The organism is Pseudomonas reidholzensis (assembly GCF_900536025.1).
GTDB classification, from domain to species: domain Bacteria; phylum Pseudomonadota; class Gammaproteobacteria; order Pseudomonadales; family Pseudomonadaceae; genus Aquipseudomonas; species Aquipseudomonas reidholzensis.
In genome coordinates, this window is the sequence record NZ_UNOZ01000010.1 from 60,401 (window position 1) to 75,276 (window position 14,876).

The window sequence follows — 14,876 nt, forward strand, 5'->3', positions numbered from 1 at the left end:
TTTGCGCTGGGGTGCATGGCGCCCCAGCGCAGCGCGGGCGTGAGCGGGCGTGCCTCGCGATTGGGTATACTGCGGGTCTTTGCGCCTCAGGTACCCCCATGACCACCCTCGCCACCGCCCTCGAATCCAGCGACATGCTCCTGATCGACGGCCTGCACGCCTTCGACTTCACGTTCGACGCCAACGGCCTGCTGATCGAATGCATGGACGGCCGCGACCTCAAGCGCTGGAAATTCACCGCCGAGCAAGTCGCCGCCGCCATTGGCGCGGGCGATGAGTGGCGACTCAACGATGATCAGGGTGAGCATCAGCTAGTCTGTCTGAGTGCCGTGTCCTCGGACGATGACGACGATGATGAGGATGATTACGACGATGAAGCGCCGGACCTGGAAGCGCCTGCTGAGCGCTAGTCTGATGAGCCTGATTCTCGACGCCCATGCTGCGACCTTGCTGGTGGGCAGCTACACCGATGGCAGCAGCCAGGGCCTCTACCGCTACCACTTCGACAGCCAGGCCGGCCAGATCGACGCCAGGCCGTTGCAGGTGGTGAAAAGCGTCAGCCCGTCGTGGCTGGTGCTGTCTGCCGACCAGCGGCTGCTGTTCGCGGTCAATGAAACGCCACAGGGCCATGTCAGCAGCTTCGCGCTCAGCGCCAAGGGCGAGATCAAGCCGCTCAACCAGGTCGCCAGCCAGGGTGACGAGCCGACCCACGCCAGCCTCAGCCATGACCAGCGCTACCTGTTCGTCGCCAACTACGGCGTGGCGCCAGACCCGGGCGGCAGCCTGGTGGTGGTCCCGGTGGCCAGGGACGGCAAGCTCGCGCCGGTGGTGCAACAGGCCCGGCATACGCCGAGCAAGGTCAACCCCGAGCGCCAGGCCGGTGCCCACGTGCATTCGCTGGTGCCGTCGCCTGACGGCCGGCATCTGTACGCCAGCGACCTGGGTGCGGACAAGGTGTTCATCTACCGCTACGACGGTGCCAGCACTGAAAAGCCGCTGAGCCCGGCGATCCCCGCGTCCGTCAGCCTGCCGCCGGGCAGCGGGCCGCGCCACCTGCTGTTCGATGCCAAGGGCCGGCACGCCTACCTCACCCTGGAGATGACGGGGGAGGTGGTGGTGTTCGACGTCGACAATGGCGCGCTTGTCGAGCGTCAGCGGCTGCCGCTGACCGACAGCAAGGACGTTGCCGCCAAGGCTTCGGCCGGGCTGCACCTGTCGGTCGACGGGCGTTTCCTGTACGTCAGCAATCGCGGCACGGCCAACGAGATCGTGGCGTTTGCGGTGGCCAAGGACAACGGCCAGTTGAGCGTCCTGCAGCGGCGCTCGGTGGAAGGCGATCACCCGCGCGAGTTTGCCCTCGACCCGAGCGGCAACTTCCTCCTGGTGGCCAACCAGAAGAGCAATCAGATCGTCGTCATGCGCCGCGATCCGCGCAGCGGCAAGCTGGGTGAGACCGTACAGAAGCTGTCCCAGGATGCGCCCTCGGCGCTCCTGTTCATCGAGTGACTATCAATCGGCGTGATATTCGCTACTGCTGCAATGAATTTCTGCGGCCGACCTTGGCGGCGTAAGTTTGACCCATGGCCCACTCGGGGCCACCGTCAAACCACGAAGTCGAGGTCAGCCAACATGAACTTCAATCTGTTCCCGCTCATTGCCGCTTCCGCCATTTCAGCGTCTGTCGTATTGCCTGCGCACGCCCACGCGGATGCCCCTGGCAAGGCGCCAGCCACCCACAGCTATACCGAGAAATACCTGCAGCAAAGCGCGCATTTTCATGCGGCCCTGAGTGGTAAGCACAGCCACTGAGTGGACCTCTTCGCGGGTAAACCCGCTCCCACAGGAGTTGAGCTGCTCTGAAGGTCCGTGCTGAACCTGTGGGAGCGGGTTTACCCGCGAAGAGGCCAGCGCTGATTCAGCGCGCCATGATGGCCTGGAACAGATCCGACGCTAGCCACCTTTGCAACCAGCTCCGCAGCCGCGGATAAGGCGCCTCGGCGAACCACTGCGGTTCGACCCCGGCAAACTGGCGCATCAGGGGCAGCAGGGCGGCATCGGCCAGGCTCGGGTGCTCGGCGAACAGATAGGCGCGACCTTCCAGCAACGCTTCCAGCTCCGCCAGCCAGGTTTCGGCCTGCTGGCGGTAGTGCTCGCGTGAATGCGCGGGGTAACGCTCGGCATACTTGTACAGGTTGACCTGCGCCTTGAAGCTGCTGTCGTTACGCACGATCAGCGCATCGGCCTGCTGCGCGCCCTCAGGGTCGGCCTGCAGCCGCCAGTCCTGCGGATCGTTCTGCTCGAGCGCCCAGCGCATGATGTCCAGGCTCTCTTCCAGCACACCGTGGCCGGTATTCAGCACCGGCACCGTGCCCTTGGGCGACAGTGCCAGCAGCGCGGCCGGCTTGGCCTTCATCGCCACCTCACACACCTCCACCGCGCACCCGGCATAGCGCAGCGCCAGGCGTGCGCGCATGGCCCAGGGGCAGCGGCGGAACGAGTAGAGGATCATCCGCACACCTCGACCTCGCTCAGCCCGTTGCCTTGCCGGCGCACCTGGATCTGCACCGGGATCCGCTCGTGCATCTCCTGCACGTGGGAGATCACCGCGACCTTGCGGCCCTGCGCCTGCAGACCGTCGAGGGCATCCATGGCCAGTTGCAGCGACTCCGGATCGAGGCTGCCGAACCCTTCGTCGATGAACAGCGACTCGATGCGCAGGGTGCTCGAGGCCATCGAGGCCAGGCCCAGGGCCAAGGCCAGCGACACCAGGAAGGTCTCGCCACCCGACAGCGAGTGCACCGAGCGCAGTTCGTCACCCATCTCGGTGTCCAGCACCAGCAGGCCCAGGGCGCTGCCGCCGCGCTTGAGGCGATAGCGTTTGGCCAATTGACGCAACTGGCTGTTGGCGTGGTGCAGCAGCAGGTCGAGGTTGTAGCCCTGGGCGATCTTGCGGAACACGTCGCCGGAGGCCGAGCCGATCAAGGCGTTCAGGCGGGCCCAGCGTTGCCATTGCTGGTAGGCCTGCTCGATCTCCGTGGCCAGGGCCTGGTGCGCCTGCTGGCGCCGCTGGTCGTCGGCCTGCTGCGCACGCAGTTCGGCGCATTGCTGCTCATGGCCAGCCAGCTGTTGTTGCAGGGCGGCGAGGGCCTGTTCCAGCGCTTCGCCAGGCATGGGTTCGGCCTGGGCCTGAGCATTGTGCTGCTGCAGGCGCTGCTGGCGCTCAGCAAGCAGTACGCGAGCTTGCTCGATGGCCTTTTGCGCACCTTGCAGACGCTCACGCAGCTCAGCCAGGGCGGTGTCGTCGACGGCCAGCAGGCGGTCGAGCCCGGCGTCGTCGAGCTCGGGGTGGTCGCTGCGCCATTGGCTGATCTGGCCCTGCAAGGCCTGGTGCTCCTGCTCCAGCGCCTCGCGCCGCTGCAGGTTGGCCTTGAGATCGCCGGCCAGTTGCACGCCTTGGGTGTGGGCATCCTGCAGGGCCTGGGCAGTGCTCGCTTCGCCGCTGCGGGCCTGTTCGACGTGCTGTTCGAGGTGGCGCTGCCAGGCCTCGGCATTGGCATGTTCGCCGAGCAGCTCGGCAAGCGTGGTGCGCGCCTGGTGCTGCTGTTCGGCGAGGCTGGCGACCTGCTGACGCAGCTCGCCTTGGCGTTGCAGACGTGCTTGCTGCTGGTCGCGCAGGCGCTCGAGTTGCTGCTGGCGTTGCTGCTGCTCCTGCTGTTCGTCCTTTTGCTGCTCCAGCTGCTGCATGCGCTGGGCAACCTGCTGGTCGAGGGCGAGGAAGGCATGCGCCGGCTCGTCGCGCAGGGCCTGGAGGATATCGGCGGGCAGTACCCCGGCAAACTCGCCGAGGGCCTGGTCGAGGCGCTCCTGGTCGGCGGTCATGGCCTGGTGCTGCTGGTCGAGGCGGCGCTGGGCCTGCTGCTGGGCGTCGCTGGCGGCCTGCAGTTGCTGGGTCAGGCGGGCGGCGTCCTTCTGCAAGGTCAGCAGCGCGCTCTGGCGCTGTTCGTCGCGGCTGATCTCGGCATCCAGACGGCGCAGCTGGCTGTCCAGCCAGGCACTGCGGGTCTGGTCGTTCTGGGCGCTCAGCGATGGCCACAGGGCGTGAGCCTGCAACTGCTGCAGCAGCGGCTGCAGCTGTTCGCTCAGTTGCGCCTGCTGGTGCTGGTACTCCTTGACCTGGCCATTGACCATGCCGACCTGGGTGCGCAGCTCGATCAGCCGGCCATTGAGGCGTTCGACCAGCGCCAGGGCCGCGGCCTCTTCGGCCTGGTCATGCCGGCCAAGGCTCTGCAGCAGGGCCTCGGGCTGATGGAACGGGTGCTCGGCGCTGCCACAGACCGGGCACGGCTCGCCCTCGCGCAGTTGCTCGCGCAGCTCTTCGACGCTGGTGTTGCGCGCCAGGCGCTGGCGTTCGAGCAACTGCCGGGTCAGGGTCAGCGCCTGTTCCGCGGCTTCCAGTTCGGCCTTGGCCGACTGGCCCTCGGTGATCAGTTGCCCGCGTTGTTGCAGGCCCTGCTGCTGGCGCTCCCGCAGTGCTTCGATGCTCTGTTGCAGCTCTTGCTCGCGGGCGTGCAGGCGCGCCAGCTCTTCAACGGCACGTTGCTGCTTGCGGTGCTCCTGGAGCAGGGTGCCGAGCAGGTCGAGCTGTTCGGCCAGCGCCTGCGGTTCGGCGCCGGCTTCGCGGAACAACACCTCGAAGGCGTCGCGCTGCGCGTGCAGCTGAGCATTGGCCTGGCTGGCCTGGGCTTGCAGGCCGGGCAGTTCGTCGCGGCCCTGGGTCAGCCGATTGCCGATCTGCAGCAGTTGCTGCAACTGCCCGCGGTAGGCCTGCCAGGCACTGCCGAGGGCGGCCAGCGGGGTACTGTCGGCGAGCGCCGCGTCAATGGCGACCAGCTGTTGCTGGCTGCGCTGTTGCTGTTGATCGAGGTCGTGCAGCTGCTGCTGGCCTTCGCTGACGGCGTGATCGGCCTGTTGGGCGAGATCACCGAGTTTGACCGACTCCTGGTCCAGGCGCGCCAGGTTGTCCTGGGCGGCAAAGGCCTGGCGCAGGCGTGGCGCACTGTCGGCTTGCAGGCTCTGCGCCTGGGCCAGCGCTTGGCGGGCGGTTTCCAGCGCCTGTTGCAGCTCCAGCGTGCGGGCCTGCAGGCTGTGCTGCTGGTGCTGTTGCTCTGCCAGGGCGGCGGCCAGCGGCGTGAGCTGGCCGGCCAGCGCCTGCTGGCGGTGGAACTGGTGCCGCTGCGGGGCGAGGCGCTCCAGGTGTTGCAGGTCCTGGCGCTGCTCTGCGAGCTGTTGCCAGGCCTGCTCGGCCGCTTGCAGCGTCTGCTCGGCCGCACCGTGCTGCGCGTGCAGCTGGCGCTGTTCGGCGAGCCAGGCGCGCTGTTGCTCGAGCTGACGCTCGCGGGCCTGCTCGGCCTTGAACGCCTGCTGCGCCTGCTCCAGCCGTTGATCGAGCTCGGCACGCGCTTCGGCGGCCATCGGCAGCAGGTGGCTGGCGCGGTCCTTGAGTGCGTTATGGACGTCGCCGGTTTCCCTGGCCTTGCTGAACGCGCGCTGGCCGAGGCGGGTGTAGATCGCCGTGTTGGTGAGCTTTTCCAGCAGCTCGCTGCGCTCTTTGTCGTCGGCCTTGAGGAAGGCGCTGAACTCGCTCTGGGCGAGCATCACCGCGCGGGTGAACTGCTCGAAGTTCAGCCCCAGGCGGGCTTCGACCAGCTGCTTGTACTCGTTCTTGCCGCTGCCCAGCAGTTGCTCGCCATCCAGGTCGTAGAGGCTCTGGCGGCTGTGCTGGAGCTTGCCGTTGGCCTTGTCGCGGGCGCGGTTGGCCTCCCAGCGGGCGCGGTAGCGCTGCCCGTCGATACCAACGAAATCGACTTCGGCAAAGCCGCTGCCGGTGCCGCGGCGCAACAGGTTGCGCGGGTCGTAGGTGGGGATTTCGCCGTCGGCGTCGGGCACCTTGGCTTCGCGGCCGATGGCGTTGAGCCGCGGCACGGTGCCGAACAGCGCCAGGCACAGGGCATCCAGGAGGGTGCTCTTGCCGGCGCCGGTGGGGCCGGTGATGGCGAACAGGCCGGCGCTGGCCAGCGGTTCGGCGGTGAAGTCGATGTCGATCGGGCCAGCCAGCGAGGCGAGGTTCTTCAGGCGAATGGCAAGAATCTTCATGGCTGCTCCTCCTCCAGCTGGACATCCTGCAGGAGCAGGGCGAAATCGCTCAGGGCCTGCTCATCGACGGGGTTGCCGTAGGCCTGCTCCCAGGCGCGGCTGAACAGGTCCTGCGGGGTCATCTGGCTCAGTTCGACAAAGGCCAGCGGGTCTTCTTCGAGGCTGCCACGGCCGGCGTACTCGGCGCTGATCCGCACCAGGCGCACGGCCTTGCCCTGCAGCGCCGTTTCGATCTGCTGGCGCAGGTCGGGCTGCGGCTCGTCGAGGTGCACGCGCACTTCCAGCCAAGGCTGGCGGTTGGGGTCTTCGAGCAGGTCGACCACCGGCAGCTCGGCGAGCTGTACGAGCAGCTCGGCCAGCGGTGCCGGGCCCATCCGCTGCAGGGCCACGGCCCGCGGCACCAGGCGCGGTTCGACGCTGACCAGCTCGGCGCCGTCCAGCTCGACTTCGAGCAGTTGGTGCGGGTAAGCGATTTCGGCGAACGACAGCGGGATCGGCGAGCCGCTGTAGCGGATGCGTTCTTCGCGGTTGACCTTCTGCGGCTTGTGCAGGTGGCCGAGGGCGACATAGCTGATGGCCTTGTCGAACAGCTTGGCCGGCAGGGCTTCGGCGTTGCCGATGATCAGGCTGCGCTCGGAGTCTTCGGAGATCGAGCCGCCAGCCATGTGCGCATGGCTGATGGCGATCAGCGCCTGGTCCTTCTTGCGCTTGGCCTGGCCGGCCGCGATCAGTTGCTGGTGGACCTGGGTGATGCCCTGCATGTAGTCGTCGCCCAGGTGCGGGCCGGTGACCTCGGCCGGCCGCAGGAAGGGCAGGGCCAGGCACCAGGCGCCGACCTTGCCGCGGGCGTTGGTCAACGGGATCAGCAGGCGCTCGGCGTCCAGCTGGCCCTCGTCGAGCCAGTGCACCCGGCCCAGGGCGTGGGTGCGCAGGCGGCGCATCAGCGCGGCGGGCAGTTCGATGCGTGAGCCGGAGTCGTGGTTGCCGGCGATCATCACGATGTCCAGCTTGGGCTGTTGCTCGTGGGCCTGGACGATGAATTCGTAGAGCCGCTCCTGGGCTTTGACCGGCGGGTTGACCGTGTCGAAGATGTCACCGGCGATCAACAGCGCGTCGGGCTGACGCAGTTGCAGTTGACCCAGTAGCCAGGCGAAGAAGCAGGCGTGTTCGAAGTCGCGCTCCTGGCCGTGCAGGCTTTGGCCCAGGTGCCAGTCGGAGGTGTGAAACAGACGCATGGAGGACCTGTTTTGGGGAGTGATCAGGGTTTTGCGGGGGGCTATGGTAACGCAAGTCGGGTGGGGGTTCGCGCGTGCCCCCACGCGCTATTTGGGGTACAGCGGCGGCAAACTGCCGGGCTCGCCCGTCGGCGCCAGGCGCTGCTCGGCGGGCGGTATCGCGCCAATCGCGCGCCACAGGTCATCGCCCTGCCAATACTGCCCGGTCTCGCTGTACAGCGCGCCATTGAGCCCATCCAGCGCATCCGATAACGGCACGAAACGCGCCGCCATCTCGGCCAGCGTCTCCGGCTGCTGGCGCGCCCAGGCATCCAGCGCCTGGCGCGTCGCCTGCGGGTCATTGGCCTGGCAGGCGCGCTTGAGGTCATCGAGCAAGGTGCGCGGGCTCGGCCCGCTCTGCGCCGCGCGCAACACCGCCGGCTGCGAGCGAGCCCGCCACCACAGGGTAAAGCCGAGCAGGGTGGTCAGCGCCAGCACCAGGGTCGCCAGCTGCCACGGCCACAACGCGCGATTGGCCGTGCGGCTGTCGCCCACCGGTGTCTCCGCGCTCAAGGCCGGGTTGTCCTGGACTTCGAGGCTGCGCGCCGGCAGGTTGCTGTGTTCGAGGTGGTCCTCGCGGGTGTTCCACCAGGTGACTTCGACTGCCGGCAGGGTCAGCGCGCCACTGTGGGTCGGCACCAGCGCCTCACGCTCTTCACGGTTGGCGGTCATGCCGCGCTCGTTGACCTCGTTGCGCAGCAACGGCTGGTCGGGGTAGCGGCGCAAGCCGAGGATCTCAGTGGCCGGCAGCGGCGGCAGCTGGGTGCTCGACAAGCCGTCGGCACGCAGCGTCACGCTGCGCGTCAGCGAGTCGCCGATCTGCACGGTCTGCTGGCTCGGGTCGGGGTTCCAGTGTTCTTCCAGGCTCAGGCTGCGTGCCGGCAACCACGCGGTGCCTGGCGGGTAGTTGGCCGGGATCGGCCGCACCGTCAGGCGCAGCGGCAGCGAGCTGACCTGCACCTGGCGGCCGGCGCGGGTCGTTCCCACCGGCTGCTCGGCGTTGTCGGCGGCGGTGGCGGTGAAGGTCAGCGAAGGCACGTTCAACTCGCCACTGAGCTGCGGGTACAGCGCATAGCGGGTTTCGATCACGCCGTGGCGCACGCCGTTGATCTCTTTCTCGTAGGTGCGCGACTCGCCCAGCGGCTCGACCTTGGCGTTGTCCAGTTGCAGCGGGCTGAGGCTGCTGTCGTCATACAGCGACACCGAGTGATAGATGCGCAGGGTCAGCACGGCCTGGGCCTGGACGTACACCTCGGCGGTGTCCAGGGTGGCCTCGATGAACACCTGTGAGGCGCTGTCCGGGCGGCTGGCATCGGCCTGCAGCACCTGCACCTCGATTGGCTGGCTGCGCGACTCGCCCAGTTGCAGCGCGGGGATGCTCAGGCTGCCGGCGCGACGCGGCAGCAGGGTGATGATCCAGCGGGTGCTGGCGCGGGTTTCGCCGTCCAGTGTGTGCAGGCTGTTGAGCTGGCGGGTGCCGCGCACGTCGAAATCGGCGTCGAGGGCGCGCAGGTCAGGCTTGCCGAACTGGGTCACGTCCTGGCTTTCGAGGATCAGCTCGAGGGTTTCGCCGGCCTCCAGGCGCGTACGGTCGACGCTGGCCTGCAGGGTCGGTTGAGCCTGGACCAGAGCGGTCCACAAGAGGCTGAGAAGGAAGACGCCGAAGCGACTCATCGTGGGGTTTCCTGATGCAATTGCTGTTCATACCAGAATTTGCGCCGCAACAGCTGCGCCGGGTTGTCCGGGATCTCCCGTAGCCATTGCTCGAGGGCCTGGCGCTGTTCGGCATCCAGGCTGGTCGAGGTCGGCCGTTGCGGCGGCTGGGTCAGGCTGTCGTCGTCGCCGGCCGTGTTGCCGGCGGGCGGCTGCCCCTTGTTGGCGCTGTCGCCTTGCTCCTGGCCGGCCTGTGGTTCGTCGTTGCCGGGTGTGCCTTGTGCCGGATCGGCGGCGGAGCTGCTGTTGCCCTCGCTTTCGTTGCCCGGGGTGCCTTGGGCATCACGGTTGGCCTGTTGTGCCTCGGCCTTGGCCTGGCGTTGCAGCAACAGTTGCTGGACCAGCGCCTGGTTGTCCAGCGCCGGCTGCAGGTCGGGCTGGCGTTCCAGCGCCTGCTCGTAGGCGTCCAGTGCAGCCTCCAACTGGTCGGCGCGGGCCAGGGCATTGCCTCGATTGTAGTGCGCCGCCGCGCTGCTGCCTTGGGCGAACGCCTTGGCCGCGCCTTCGTAGTCACCGGCCTGGTACAGGGCAATGCCGCGCCACTGCGGGTCGGCGAAGTGGCGGGCGGCGTCGGCGGGGCGTTGCTGTTCGAGCAGGCGCTGGCCTTGCTGGTCGGGGCGCAGCCACAGGTCGTTGAACTCGAAGGCCTGGCTCGGCTGGGGCAAGGCCAGCAGCAGGGGCAGGCAGAACAGCCAGCCGCGCCGTCCGGCGCAGGCCGCCAGCAACAGCAACGGCAGCAGCAGCCAGTAACCCTGGTCGGCCCAGCTGTCCAGCTGCACGGTCTGGCCGTCGTTGCGCAGGCCGCGTGGGTTGTCGAACAGGCCCAGGCCGCGCAGGTCGAGGTCGTCGATCCGGGCGTGGCGGTAGCGCCCGCCGGTGCCGTTGATAAAGCCCTTGAGGCTGGCGTTGTCGAGGCGCGGCAGGAGAATGCCGCCCTGGTCGTCCTTGAGGAACTCGCCGTTGGCCTGGCGCACCGGCGCGCCTTGGCTGCTGCCGACGCCCAGCATCAGCAGGCTCGGCCCCTGGCGGCCGAGCGCGCGCAGGATACCGTCGCGCTCCGGGTTGCTCAGGGCCGAGCCGATCAGCAACAGGCGGCCCTGGCCGAGGCCGCTCTGGGCCAGCAGGGCGAGGCCTTTCTGCACCGCCAGGTCGGCGCGCTGGCCGGCTTGCGGCATGATCGATGGGTCGATCGCCTCGAGCAGGTTGCGGGTGGTGCCGAGGTCGTCGGACAGCGGCACCAGGGTGTGCGCGCTGCCAGCGTAGACGATCAGTGCGGTCTGGCTGTCGCGGCGGTGCTCGAGCAGGTCGAGGACCTTGCGCCGGGCCTGTTCCAGGCGGTTCGGCGGGCTGTCTTCGGCGAGCATCTGCGGGGTCAGCTCAAGCATGATCACCAGTGGATCGGCCGGCCGCTGGCGGGTTTCCTCGACCCGTTGCCAACTGGTCCCGAGCAGCGCCAGGACGATCAGCAGCCAGGCCAGGCCCAGGCTGATCCAGGGCAGCTTGCTGTCGCTGCCACTGCCGCCGCCGAGCAGCACCGCATGGAACTGTGGCGGCAGGATCATCTGCCAGCGCCCGGCGCGTTTCTGCCGGTGCCAGAGTTTGAACAGCAGCCAGCCGAGCAGCGGCACGACCAGCAGCCAGAGGGGGCGCAGCCATTGTGGCCAGAGATCGATCATCGACGCCTCCTCAGGCGCAGGCGCTTGAGGCGCTGGCGCCATTCCGGGTGCGGCTGGAGAAAGCTGGTGCGCCGCAATAGCCGCCGTAGCAGGCGTTGCAGCAGGTGGTCCGGCCACAGCGCGGGGATGACCAGCAACACGCTGAGCAGCAGGCTCAGGGCCAGCGGCCAGGCATACAGCTCTTTGGCGGTGCGCGCCTGGGTCGGTTGCTGGGCGACCGGCTCGAGCTGGTCGAGGGTGTCGCCGATGGCGCCCAGCTCGGCGCCGTCGTGGGCGCGGAAGTACGCGCCGTGGGTCAGCTCGGCGATTTCCCGCAGCGAAGCTTCGTCCAGGTCCAGGCTCGGGTTCAGCCCGAGCAGGCCGGGGGTGCCGCTGGCTTCGGGGTTGGCGCCGATGCCGATGGTGTAGATGCGCACGCCTTCCTGGGCCGCCAGGCGGGCTGCGGTCAATGGGTGGATCTGCCCGCCATTGTTGGCGCCGTCGGTGATCAGCACCAGTACCCGGCTCTGTGCCGGGCGCTGGCGCAGGCGCTTCACCGCCAAACCGATGGCGTCGCCGATGGCGGTGTTCTTGCCGGCAATGCCGATCTGCGCTTCGTCGAGGAAGGTGCGCACGGTGCGCCGGTCGAAGGTCAGCGGCGCCTGCAGGTAGGCTTCGCTGCCGAACAGGATCAGGCCGACCCGGTCACCTTCACGGTCCTGGAGAAAGTCGCCCATCAGCACCTTGACCAGCTCCAGGCGGCTCAGCTCGTCGTCCTTCCACTGCATGTCGGGGAAGTCCATCGAGCCAGACACATCGACCGCCACCAGCAGGTCACGGCCGCTGGCCTCGACCGGGACCGGGTCGCCCAGCCATTGCGGGCGGGCGGCCGCGCACAGCAGCAGCAGCCAGATCAGCACATACGGTGCCTGCTGGCGCCAGGTCGGCAGGTTGAGGCGCGCGCGGCGTCCGGCGAGGCCTTCCAGTTCGTCGAGAAAGCCGACCTTGAGCACCGGCTCGCCGCTGTCGGCGGCAGGCAGCAGCAGGCGCGCCAGCCAGGGCAGCGGCAGGAGCACGAAGAGCCACGGCCAGGCCAGTTCAAACATGCTTGCGGATCCAGGTTTCGACCGCCAGGCTGAGCCCGGCGATGGCCTTGTCGTCGAGCTTGCACTCGGGTTTGTAGGTGCCTTCGACCAGCACCATCCAGCGGGTCAGGCCGGCGGCCGGGCAGCGGTTGTCGAGAAACGCCAGCCATTGCCGGCCGCTCAGGGTATGGCTGTTGGCGCCGGGGTAGTGGTTGCGGCACAGGCGTTTGAGTAGCGCGTTGATCTGCTGCAGCCAGGCGCCGGCCGGCGCGCCGTCATACGGGCGGGGCAGGCGTGCGAGTTCGGCCAGGGCTTCCTGGCGGACCGGGTCGAGGGGTTGCTCGGCGCGCACGATGCGGCGTTTGCCGGGGCGCCAGCGGCGCACTCGCCACAGCCCCCAGGCCAGCACCGGCAGCAGTGCCAGCAGCAGCCACCAGCCGGGCGCGGGCGGCCACAGGCCAATCGGCGCAGGGGTGAGCAGCGGCTGCAGCGCGTCCAGCGGGTTCATTTGGCGTGCCCCGGGCGCTGGGCGTTGAGGTACTCGCGCAGTTGTTCGATCATTTCGCTCTGGGTGCTCAGCGGCATCAGCACCACGCGCAGTTTCTGCGCCAGCAGCTCCCAGCGTTCGATGCGCGCTTCGGCCTGCTGGCGGTAGGCCTGGCGCAGGTTGGCGTCGAGGGTGTCGAGCTCCAGTTGGGCGCCGCGCTGGGCGAAGCGCAGCAGGCCAGCGGCGGGCAGGGCGTGGTCGAGCGGGTCGGAGACCGGCATCAGCAACACGTCGCAGTGCCGCGAGAGCATCGACAGGTGCTGCTCGACGCCCTCGCTGAGCGCCCGCTCGTCGCAGATGACGATCGCCAGGCTGCCCGGGCGCAGCACTTCCCGTGCCCGGCGCAGGGCCAGGGCGAGGCTGTCGGCCTGGGACACGGCCTCGGTGTGCAGCGACTGGTTGACCTTGGCCAGGCGGTTGAGCAACTGCAGCAGGCTCTGCTTGCTGCGCCGCGGCTTGACCTCGTGGTGCTCGTTGTCGCCAAACACCAGGCCGCCGATGCGGTCGTTGTGGCCCAGCGCGGCCCAGCCGAACAGCGCCGCGGCCTGCGCCGCCAGCACCGACTTGAACATCAGGCCCGAGCTGAAGAACAGCCGCTGGCTCTGCTCGACCATGATGAAGATCGGCCGCTCGCGCTCTTCATGGAACAGCTTGGTGTGCGGCTCCTGGGTGCGCGCGGTGACGCGCCAGTCGATGTTGCGCACGTCATCACCGGCCTGGTACACGCGCACCTGGTCGAAGTCGACGCCGCGGCCACGCAGTTTCGACAGGTGCAGGCCCACCAGCGGGCTGCGCTGGCCGGGCCGTGAAAACAGCTGGATCTCGCGCACGCGGTGACGCATGTCGATCAGCTCGCTGAGGCTGGTGCGGATACCGGGTTCGGCCGACGTGGCAGTGGGCATGGGCTCAGGCGACTGCGACGACGTCGAGGATGCGCTGCACCACGCGGTCCTGATCGACCCCGGCGGCTTCGGCCTCGAACGAGAGGATCACGCGGTGGCGCAGCACGTCGAACAGCACCGCCTGGATGTCCTCGGGGCTGACGAAGTCGCGCCCGGCCAGCCAGGCGTGGGCCCGTGCGCAGCGGTCAAGCGCGATCGAGCCGCGCGGGCTGGCGCCGTAGGCGATCCAGTCGGCCAGCTCGGTGTCGAACTTGGCCGGGGTGCGCGTGGCCATGACCAGTTGCACCAGGTATTCCTCCACGGCGTCGGCCATGTACAAGCCGAGGATTTCCTTGCGCGCGGCAAAAATCGCCTGCTGGCTGACCCGGCGCTCCGGCTTGGTCTCGCCATTGAGCGCTTCGCCGCGGGCCTGCTGGAGAATCCGCCGTTCGACCGCCGCGTCGGGGAAGCCGATCTTGACGTGCATCAGGAAGCGGTCGAGCTGCGCTTCAGGCAGCGGGTAGGTGCCTTCCTGCTCGATCGGGTTCTGCGTGGCCATGACCAGGAACAGCGGCGACAGGTCGTAGGTGCTGCGACCGACGCTGACCTGGCGCTCGGCCATGGCTTCGAGCAGCGCCGACTGGACCTTGGCCGGGGCGCGGTTGATTTCGTCGGCGAGCACCAGGTTGTGGAAGATCGGGCCTTGCTGGAACACGAAGCTGCCGGTTTCCGGGCGATAGATCTCGGTGCCGGTGATGTCTGCCGGGAGCAGGTCGGGGGTGAACTGGATGCGATGGAACTGCGCTTCGACGCCTTCGGCCAGCTCTTTGATGGCCTTGGTCTTGGCCAGGCCCGGCGCGCCCTCGACCAGCATGTGGCCATCGGCGAGAAGGACGATCAGCAGGCGTTCGACGAGCTTTTCCTGGCCCAGGATCTGGGTGGAAAGAAAGGTGCGCAGCGCGATCAGCGCGTCACGGTGTTCCATCGGCGAGGGTTCCTGGGAGAGGTGCCGGGGGCGCTGGGGGAGTGCCGCCTGGGCAGGGGCTGATACTTTAATCCATCCGGGGGTGTGGCGACTAATGGCGCTGTGCAAATTTGTGGGTTTGGGAGGGATCGTGGTGAATCGTTGGGCCTGTCACAGACTTCTGCAGCGCCTATGAGATCGAGCGCCGCCCGCGCGGCGCTCGATCTAAAGGGCGCTAGAGAAGCTTGTGGCTAGCACCTCGCGATGCGCCGCGTGGGCGGCGCTCGATCTTGAGGGCGCCCGAGAAGCCTGTGGCTAGCACCTCGGAGCCCCCCAGATTTCGGTTAATTCCGACAACCAATCAGCCAAACCCTGATTCTCGCTGCTGGCGCCTTGCCTTCTGATGGTCGACCTTCGACCCCCGAGGCAACCGAGATGCAAGCCAAGTCCGCCGTTTCACCCTCTGCCACCCTGCGCGTCGGGCTGTTTTTCGACGGCACCGGCAACAACCGCAGCAACAGCGACCTGGCCGACAGCGCCGCGATTTCAGGCACTAGCTACGCCAACGCGCCGAGCAACATCGCCTTGTTGCTCGATCTCTATC

At 68.2% G+C, this 14,876-nt stretch carries 12 protein-coding genes; 3 read left to right on the forward strand and 9 right to left on the reverse strand.

Annotated elements, in window-relative coordinates; all coding sequences use genetic code 11:
* Window positions 1-98: 98 nt before the first annotated feature.
* The 3 genes from CCOS865_RS07865 to CCOS865_RS07875 all read left to right on the forward strand — a co-directional run bounded on the left by CCOS865_RS07865 (window position 99) and on the right by CCOS865_RS07875 (window position 1,809).
* Entirely contained in the window at window positions 99-410 is a 312-nt protein-coding gene (locus tag CCOS865_RS07865) for a DUF5629 family protein (protein ID WP_119139546.1), read from the forward strand.
* Window positions 373-1,506 (forward strand): lactonase family protein, encoded by a 1,134-nt coding sequence (locus CCOS865_RS07870; RefSeq protein WP_208644510.1) that lies wholly within the window; start codon window positions 373-375, stop codon window positions 1,504-1,506. Before CCOS865_RS07865 ends, CCOS865_RS07870 begins: the two co-directional genes overlap by 38 nt.
* 123 nt (window positions 1,507-1,629) lie before the next feature.
* Window positions 1,630-1,809 carry a hypothetical protein gene (locus tag CCOS865_RS07875; protein WP_119139548.1) on the forward strand — a complete coding sequence of 60 codons (180 nt, stop codon included), beginning with the start codon at window positions 1,630-1,632 and terminating at the stop codon, window positions 1,807-1,809.
* 106 nt (window positions 1,810-1,915) lie between these two features.
* Here CCOS865_RS07875 and CCOS865_RS07880 read toward each other — a convergent pair whose 3' ends face one another.
* The 9 genes from CCOS865_RS07880 to CCOS865_RS07920 all read right to left on the reverse strand — a co-directional run bounded on the left by CCOS865_RS07880 (window position 1,916) and on the right by CCOS865_RS07920 (window position 14,293).
* The gene (locus CCOS865_RS07880; protein WP_119139550.1) at window positions 1,916-2,509 is read right to left on the reverse strand and encodes a glutathione S-transferase; all 594 of its coding nucleotides are present in this window, start codon (window positions 2,507-2,509) and stop codon (window positions 1,916-1,918) included.
* Window positions 2,506-6,153, reverse strand: a complete 3,648-nt coding sequence (locus CCOS865_RS07885) for an AAA family ATPase (RefSeq protein ID WP_119139552.1) — start codon at window positions 6,151-6,153, stop codon at window positions 2,506-2,508. Before CCOS865_RS07885 ends, CCOS865_RS07880 begins: the two co-directional genes overlap by 4 nt.
* A complete protein-coding gene (locus CCOS865_RS07890; RefSeq protein WP_119139554.1) occupies window positions 6,150-7,388 on the reverse strand; it encodes an exonuclease SbcCD subunit D C-terminal domain-containing protein in 1,239 nt (412 codons plus the stop codon). Before CCOS865_RS07890 ends, CCOS865_RS07885 begins: the two co-directional genes overlap by 4 nt.
* An 87-nt stretch (window positions 7,389-7,475) precedes the next feature.
* The gene (locus CCOS865_RS07895; RefSeq protein ID WP_119139556.1) at window positions 7,476-9,101 is read right to left on the reverse strand and encodes a BatD family protein; all 1,626 of its coding nucleotides are present in this window, start codon (window positions 9,099-9,101) and stop codon (window positions 7,476-7,478) included.
* Window positions 9,098-10,816 carry a vWA domain-containing protein gene (locus CCOS865_RS07900; protein WP_119139558.1) on the reverse strand — a complete coding sequence of 573 codons (1,719 nt, stop codon included), beginning with the start codon at window positions 10,814-10,816 and terminating at the stop codon, window positions 9,098-9,100. Before CCOS865_RS07900 ends, CCOS865_RS07895 begins: the two co-directional genes overlap by 4 nt.
* A complete protein-coding gene (locus tag CCOS865_RS07905; RefSeq protein ID WP_119139560.1) occupies window positions 10,813-11,901 on the reverse strand; it encodes a vWA domain-containing protein in 1,089 nt (362 codons plus the stop codon). Before CCOS865_RS07905 ends, CCOS865_RS07900 begins: the two co-directional genes overlap by 4 nt.
* Window positions 11,894-12,388, reverse strand: a complete 495-nt coding sequence (locus CCOS865_RS07910; RefSeq protein WP_119139562.1) for a DUF4381 domain-containing protein — start codon at window positions 12,386-12,388, stop codon at window positions 11,894-11,896. Before CCOS865_RS07910 ends, CCOS865_RS07905 begins: the two co-directional genes overlap by 8 nt.
* A complete protein-coding gene (locus CCOS865_RS07915; RefSeq protein WP_119139564.1) occupies window positions 12,385-13,329 on the reverse strand; it encodes a DUF58 domain-containing protein in 945 nt (314 codons plus the stop codon). The genes CCOS865_RS07910 and CCOS865_RS07915 overlap by 4 nt, the downstream gene beginning before the upstream one ends.
* A gap of 4 nt (window positions 13,330-13,333) precedes the next feature.
* Entirely contained in the window at window positions 13,334-14,293 is a 960-nt protein-coding gene (locus CCOS865_RS07920; RefSeq protein ID WP_119139566.1) for an AAA family ATPase, read from the reverse strand.
* Window positions 14,294-14,876: the final 583 nt, after the last annotated feature.

Bases quoted from the DNA above. Each gene is read 5' to 3' on its own strand.
- CCOS865_RS07905 (WP_119139560.1), bottom strand. From the start codon at position 11,901: ATGTTTGAACTGGCCTGGCCGTGGCTCTTCGTGCTCCTGCCGCTGCCC.
- CCOS865_RS07915 (WP_119139564.1), bottom strand. From the start codon at position 13,329: ATGCCCACTGCCACGTCGGCCGAACCCGGTATCCGCACCAGCCTCAGC.
- CCOS865_RS07895 (WP_119139556.1), bottom strand. From the start codon at position 9,101: ATGAGTCGCTTCGGCGTCTTCCTTCTCAGCCTCTTGTGGACCGCTCTG.
- CCOS865_RS07900 (WP_119139558.1), bottom strand. From the start codon at position 10,816: ATGATCGATCTCTGGCCACAATGGCTGCGCCCCCTCTGGCTGCTGGTC.
- CCOS865_RS07910 (WP_119139562.1), bottom strand. From the start codon at position 12,388: ATGAACCCGCTGGACGCGCTGCAGCCGCTGCTCACCCCTGCGCCGATT.
- CCOS865_RS07920 (WP_119139566.1), bottom strand. From the start codon at position 14,293: ATGGAACACCGTGACGCGCTGATCGCGCTGCGCACCTTTCTTTCCACC.
- CCOS865_RS07865 (WP_119139546.1), top strand. From the start codon at position 99: ATGACCACCCTCGCCACCGCCCTCGAATCCAGCGACATGCTCCTGATC.
- CCOS865_RS07880 (WP_119139550.1), bottom strand. From the start codon at position 2,509: ATGATCCTCTACTCGTTCCGCCGCTGCCCCTGGGCCATGCGCGCACGC.
- CCOS865_RS07890 (WP_119139554.1), bottom strand. From the start codon at position 7,388: ATGCGTCTGTTTCACACCTCCGACTGGCACCTGGGCCAAAGCCTGCAC.
- CCOS865_RS07875 (WP_119139548.1), top strand. From the start codon at position 1,630: ATGAACTTCAATCTGTTCCCGCTCATTGCCGCTTCCGCCATTTCAGCG.
- CCOS865_RS07870 (WP_208644510.1), top strand. From the start codon at position 373: ATGAAGCGCCGGACCTGGAAGCGCCTGCTGAGCGCTAGTCTGATGAGC.
- CCOS865_RS07885 (WP_119139552.1), bottom strand. From the start codon at position 6,153: ATGAAGATTCTTGCCATTCGCCTGAAGAACCTCGCCTCGCTGGCTGGC.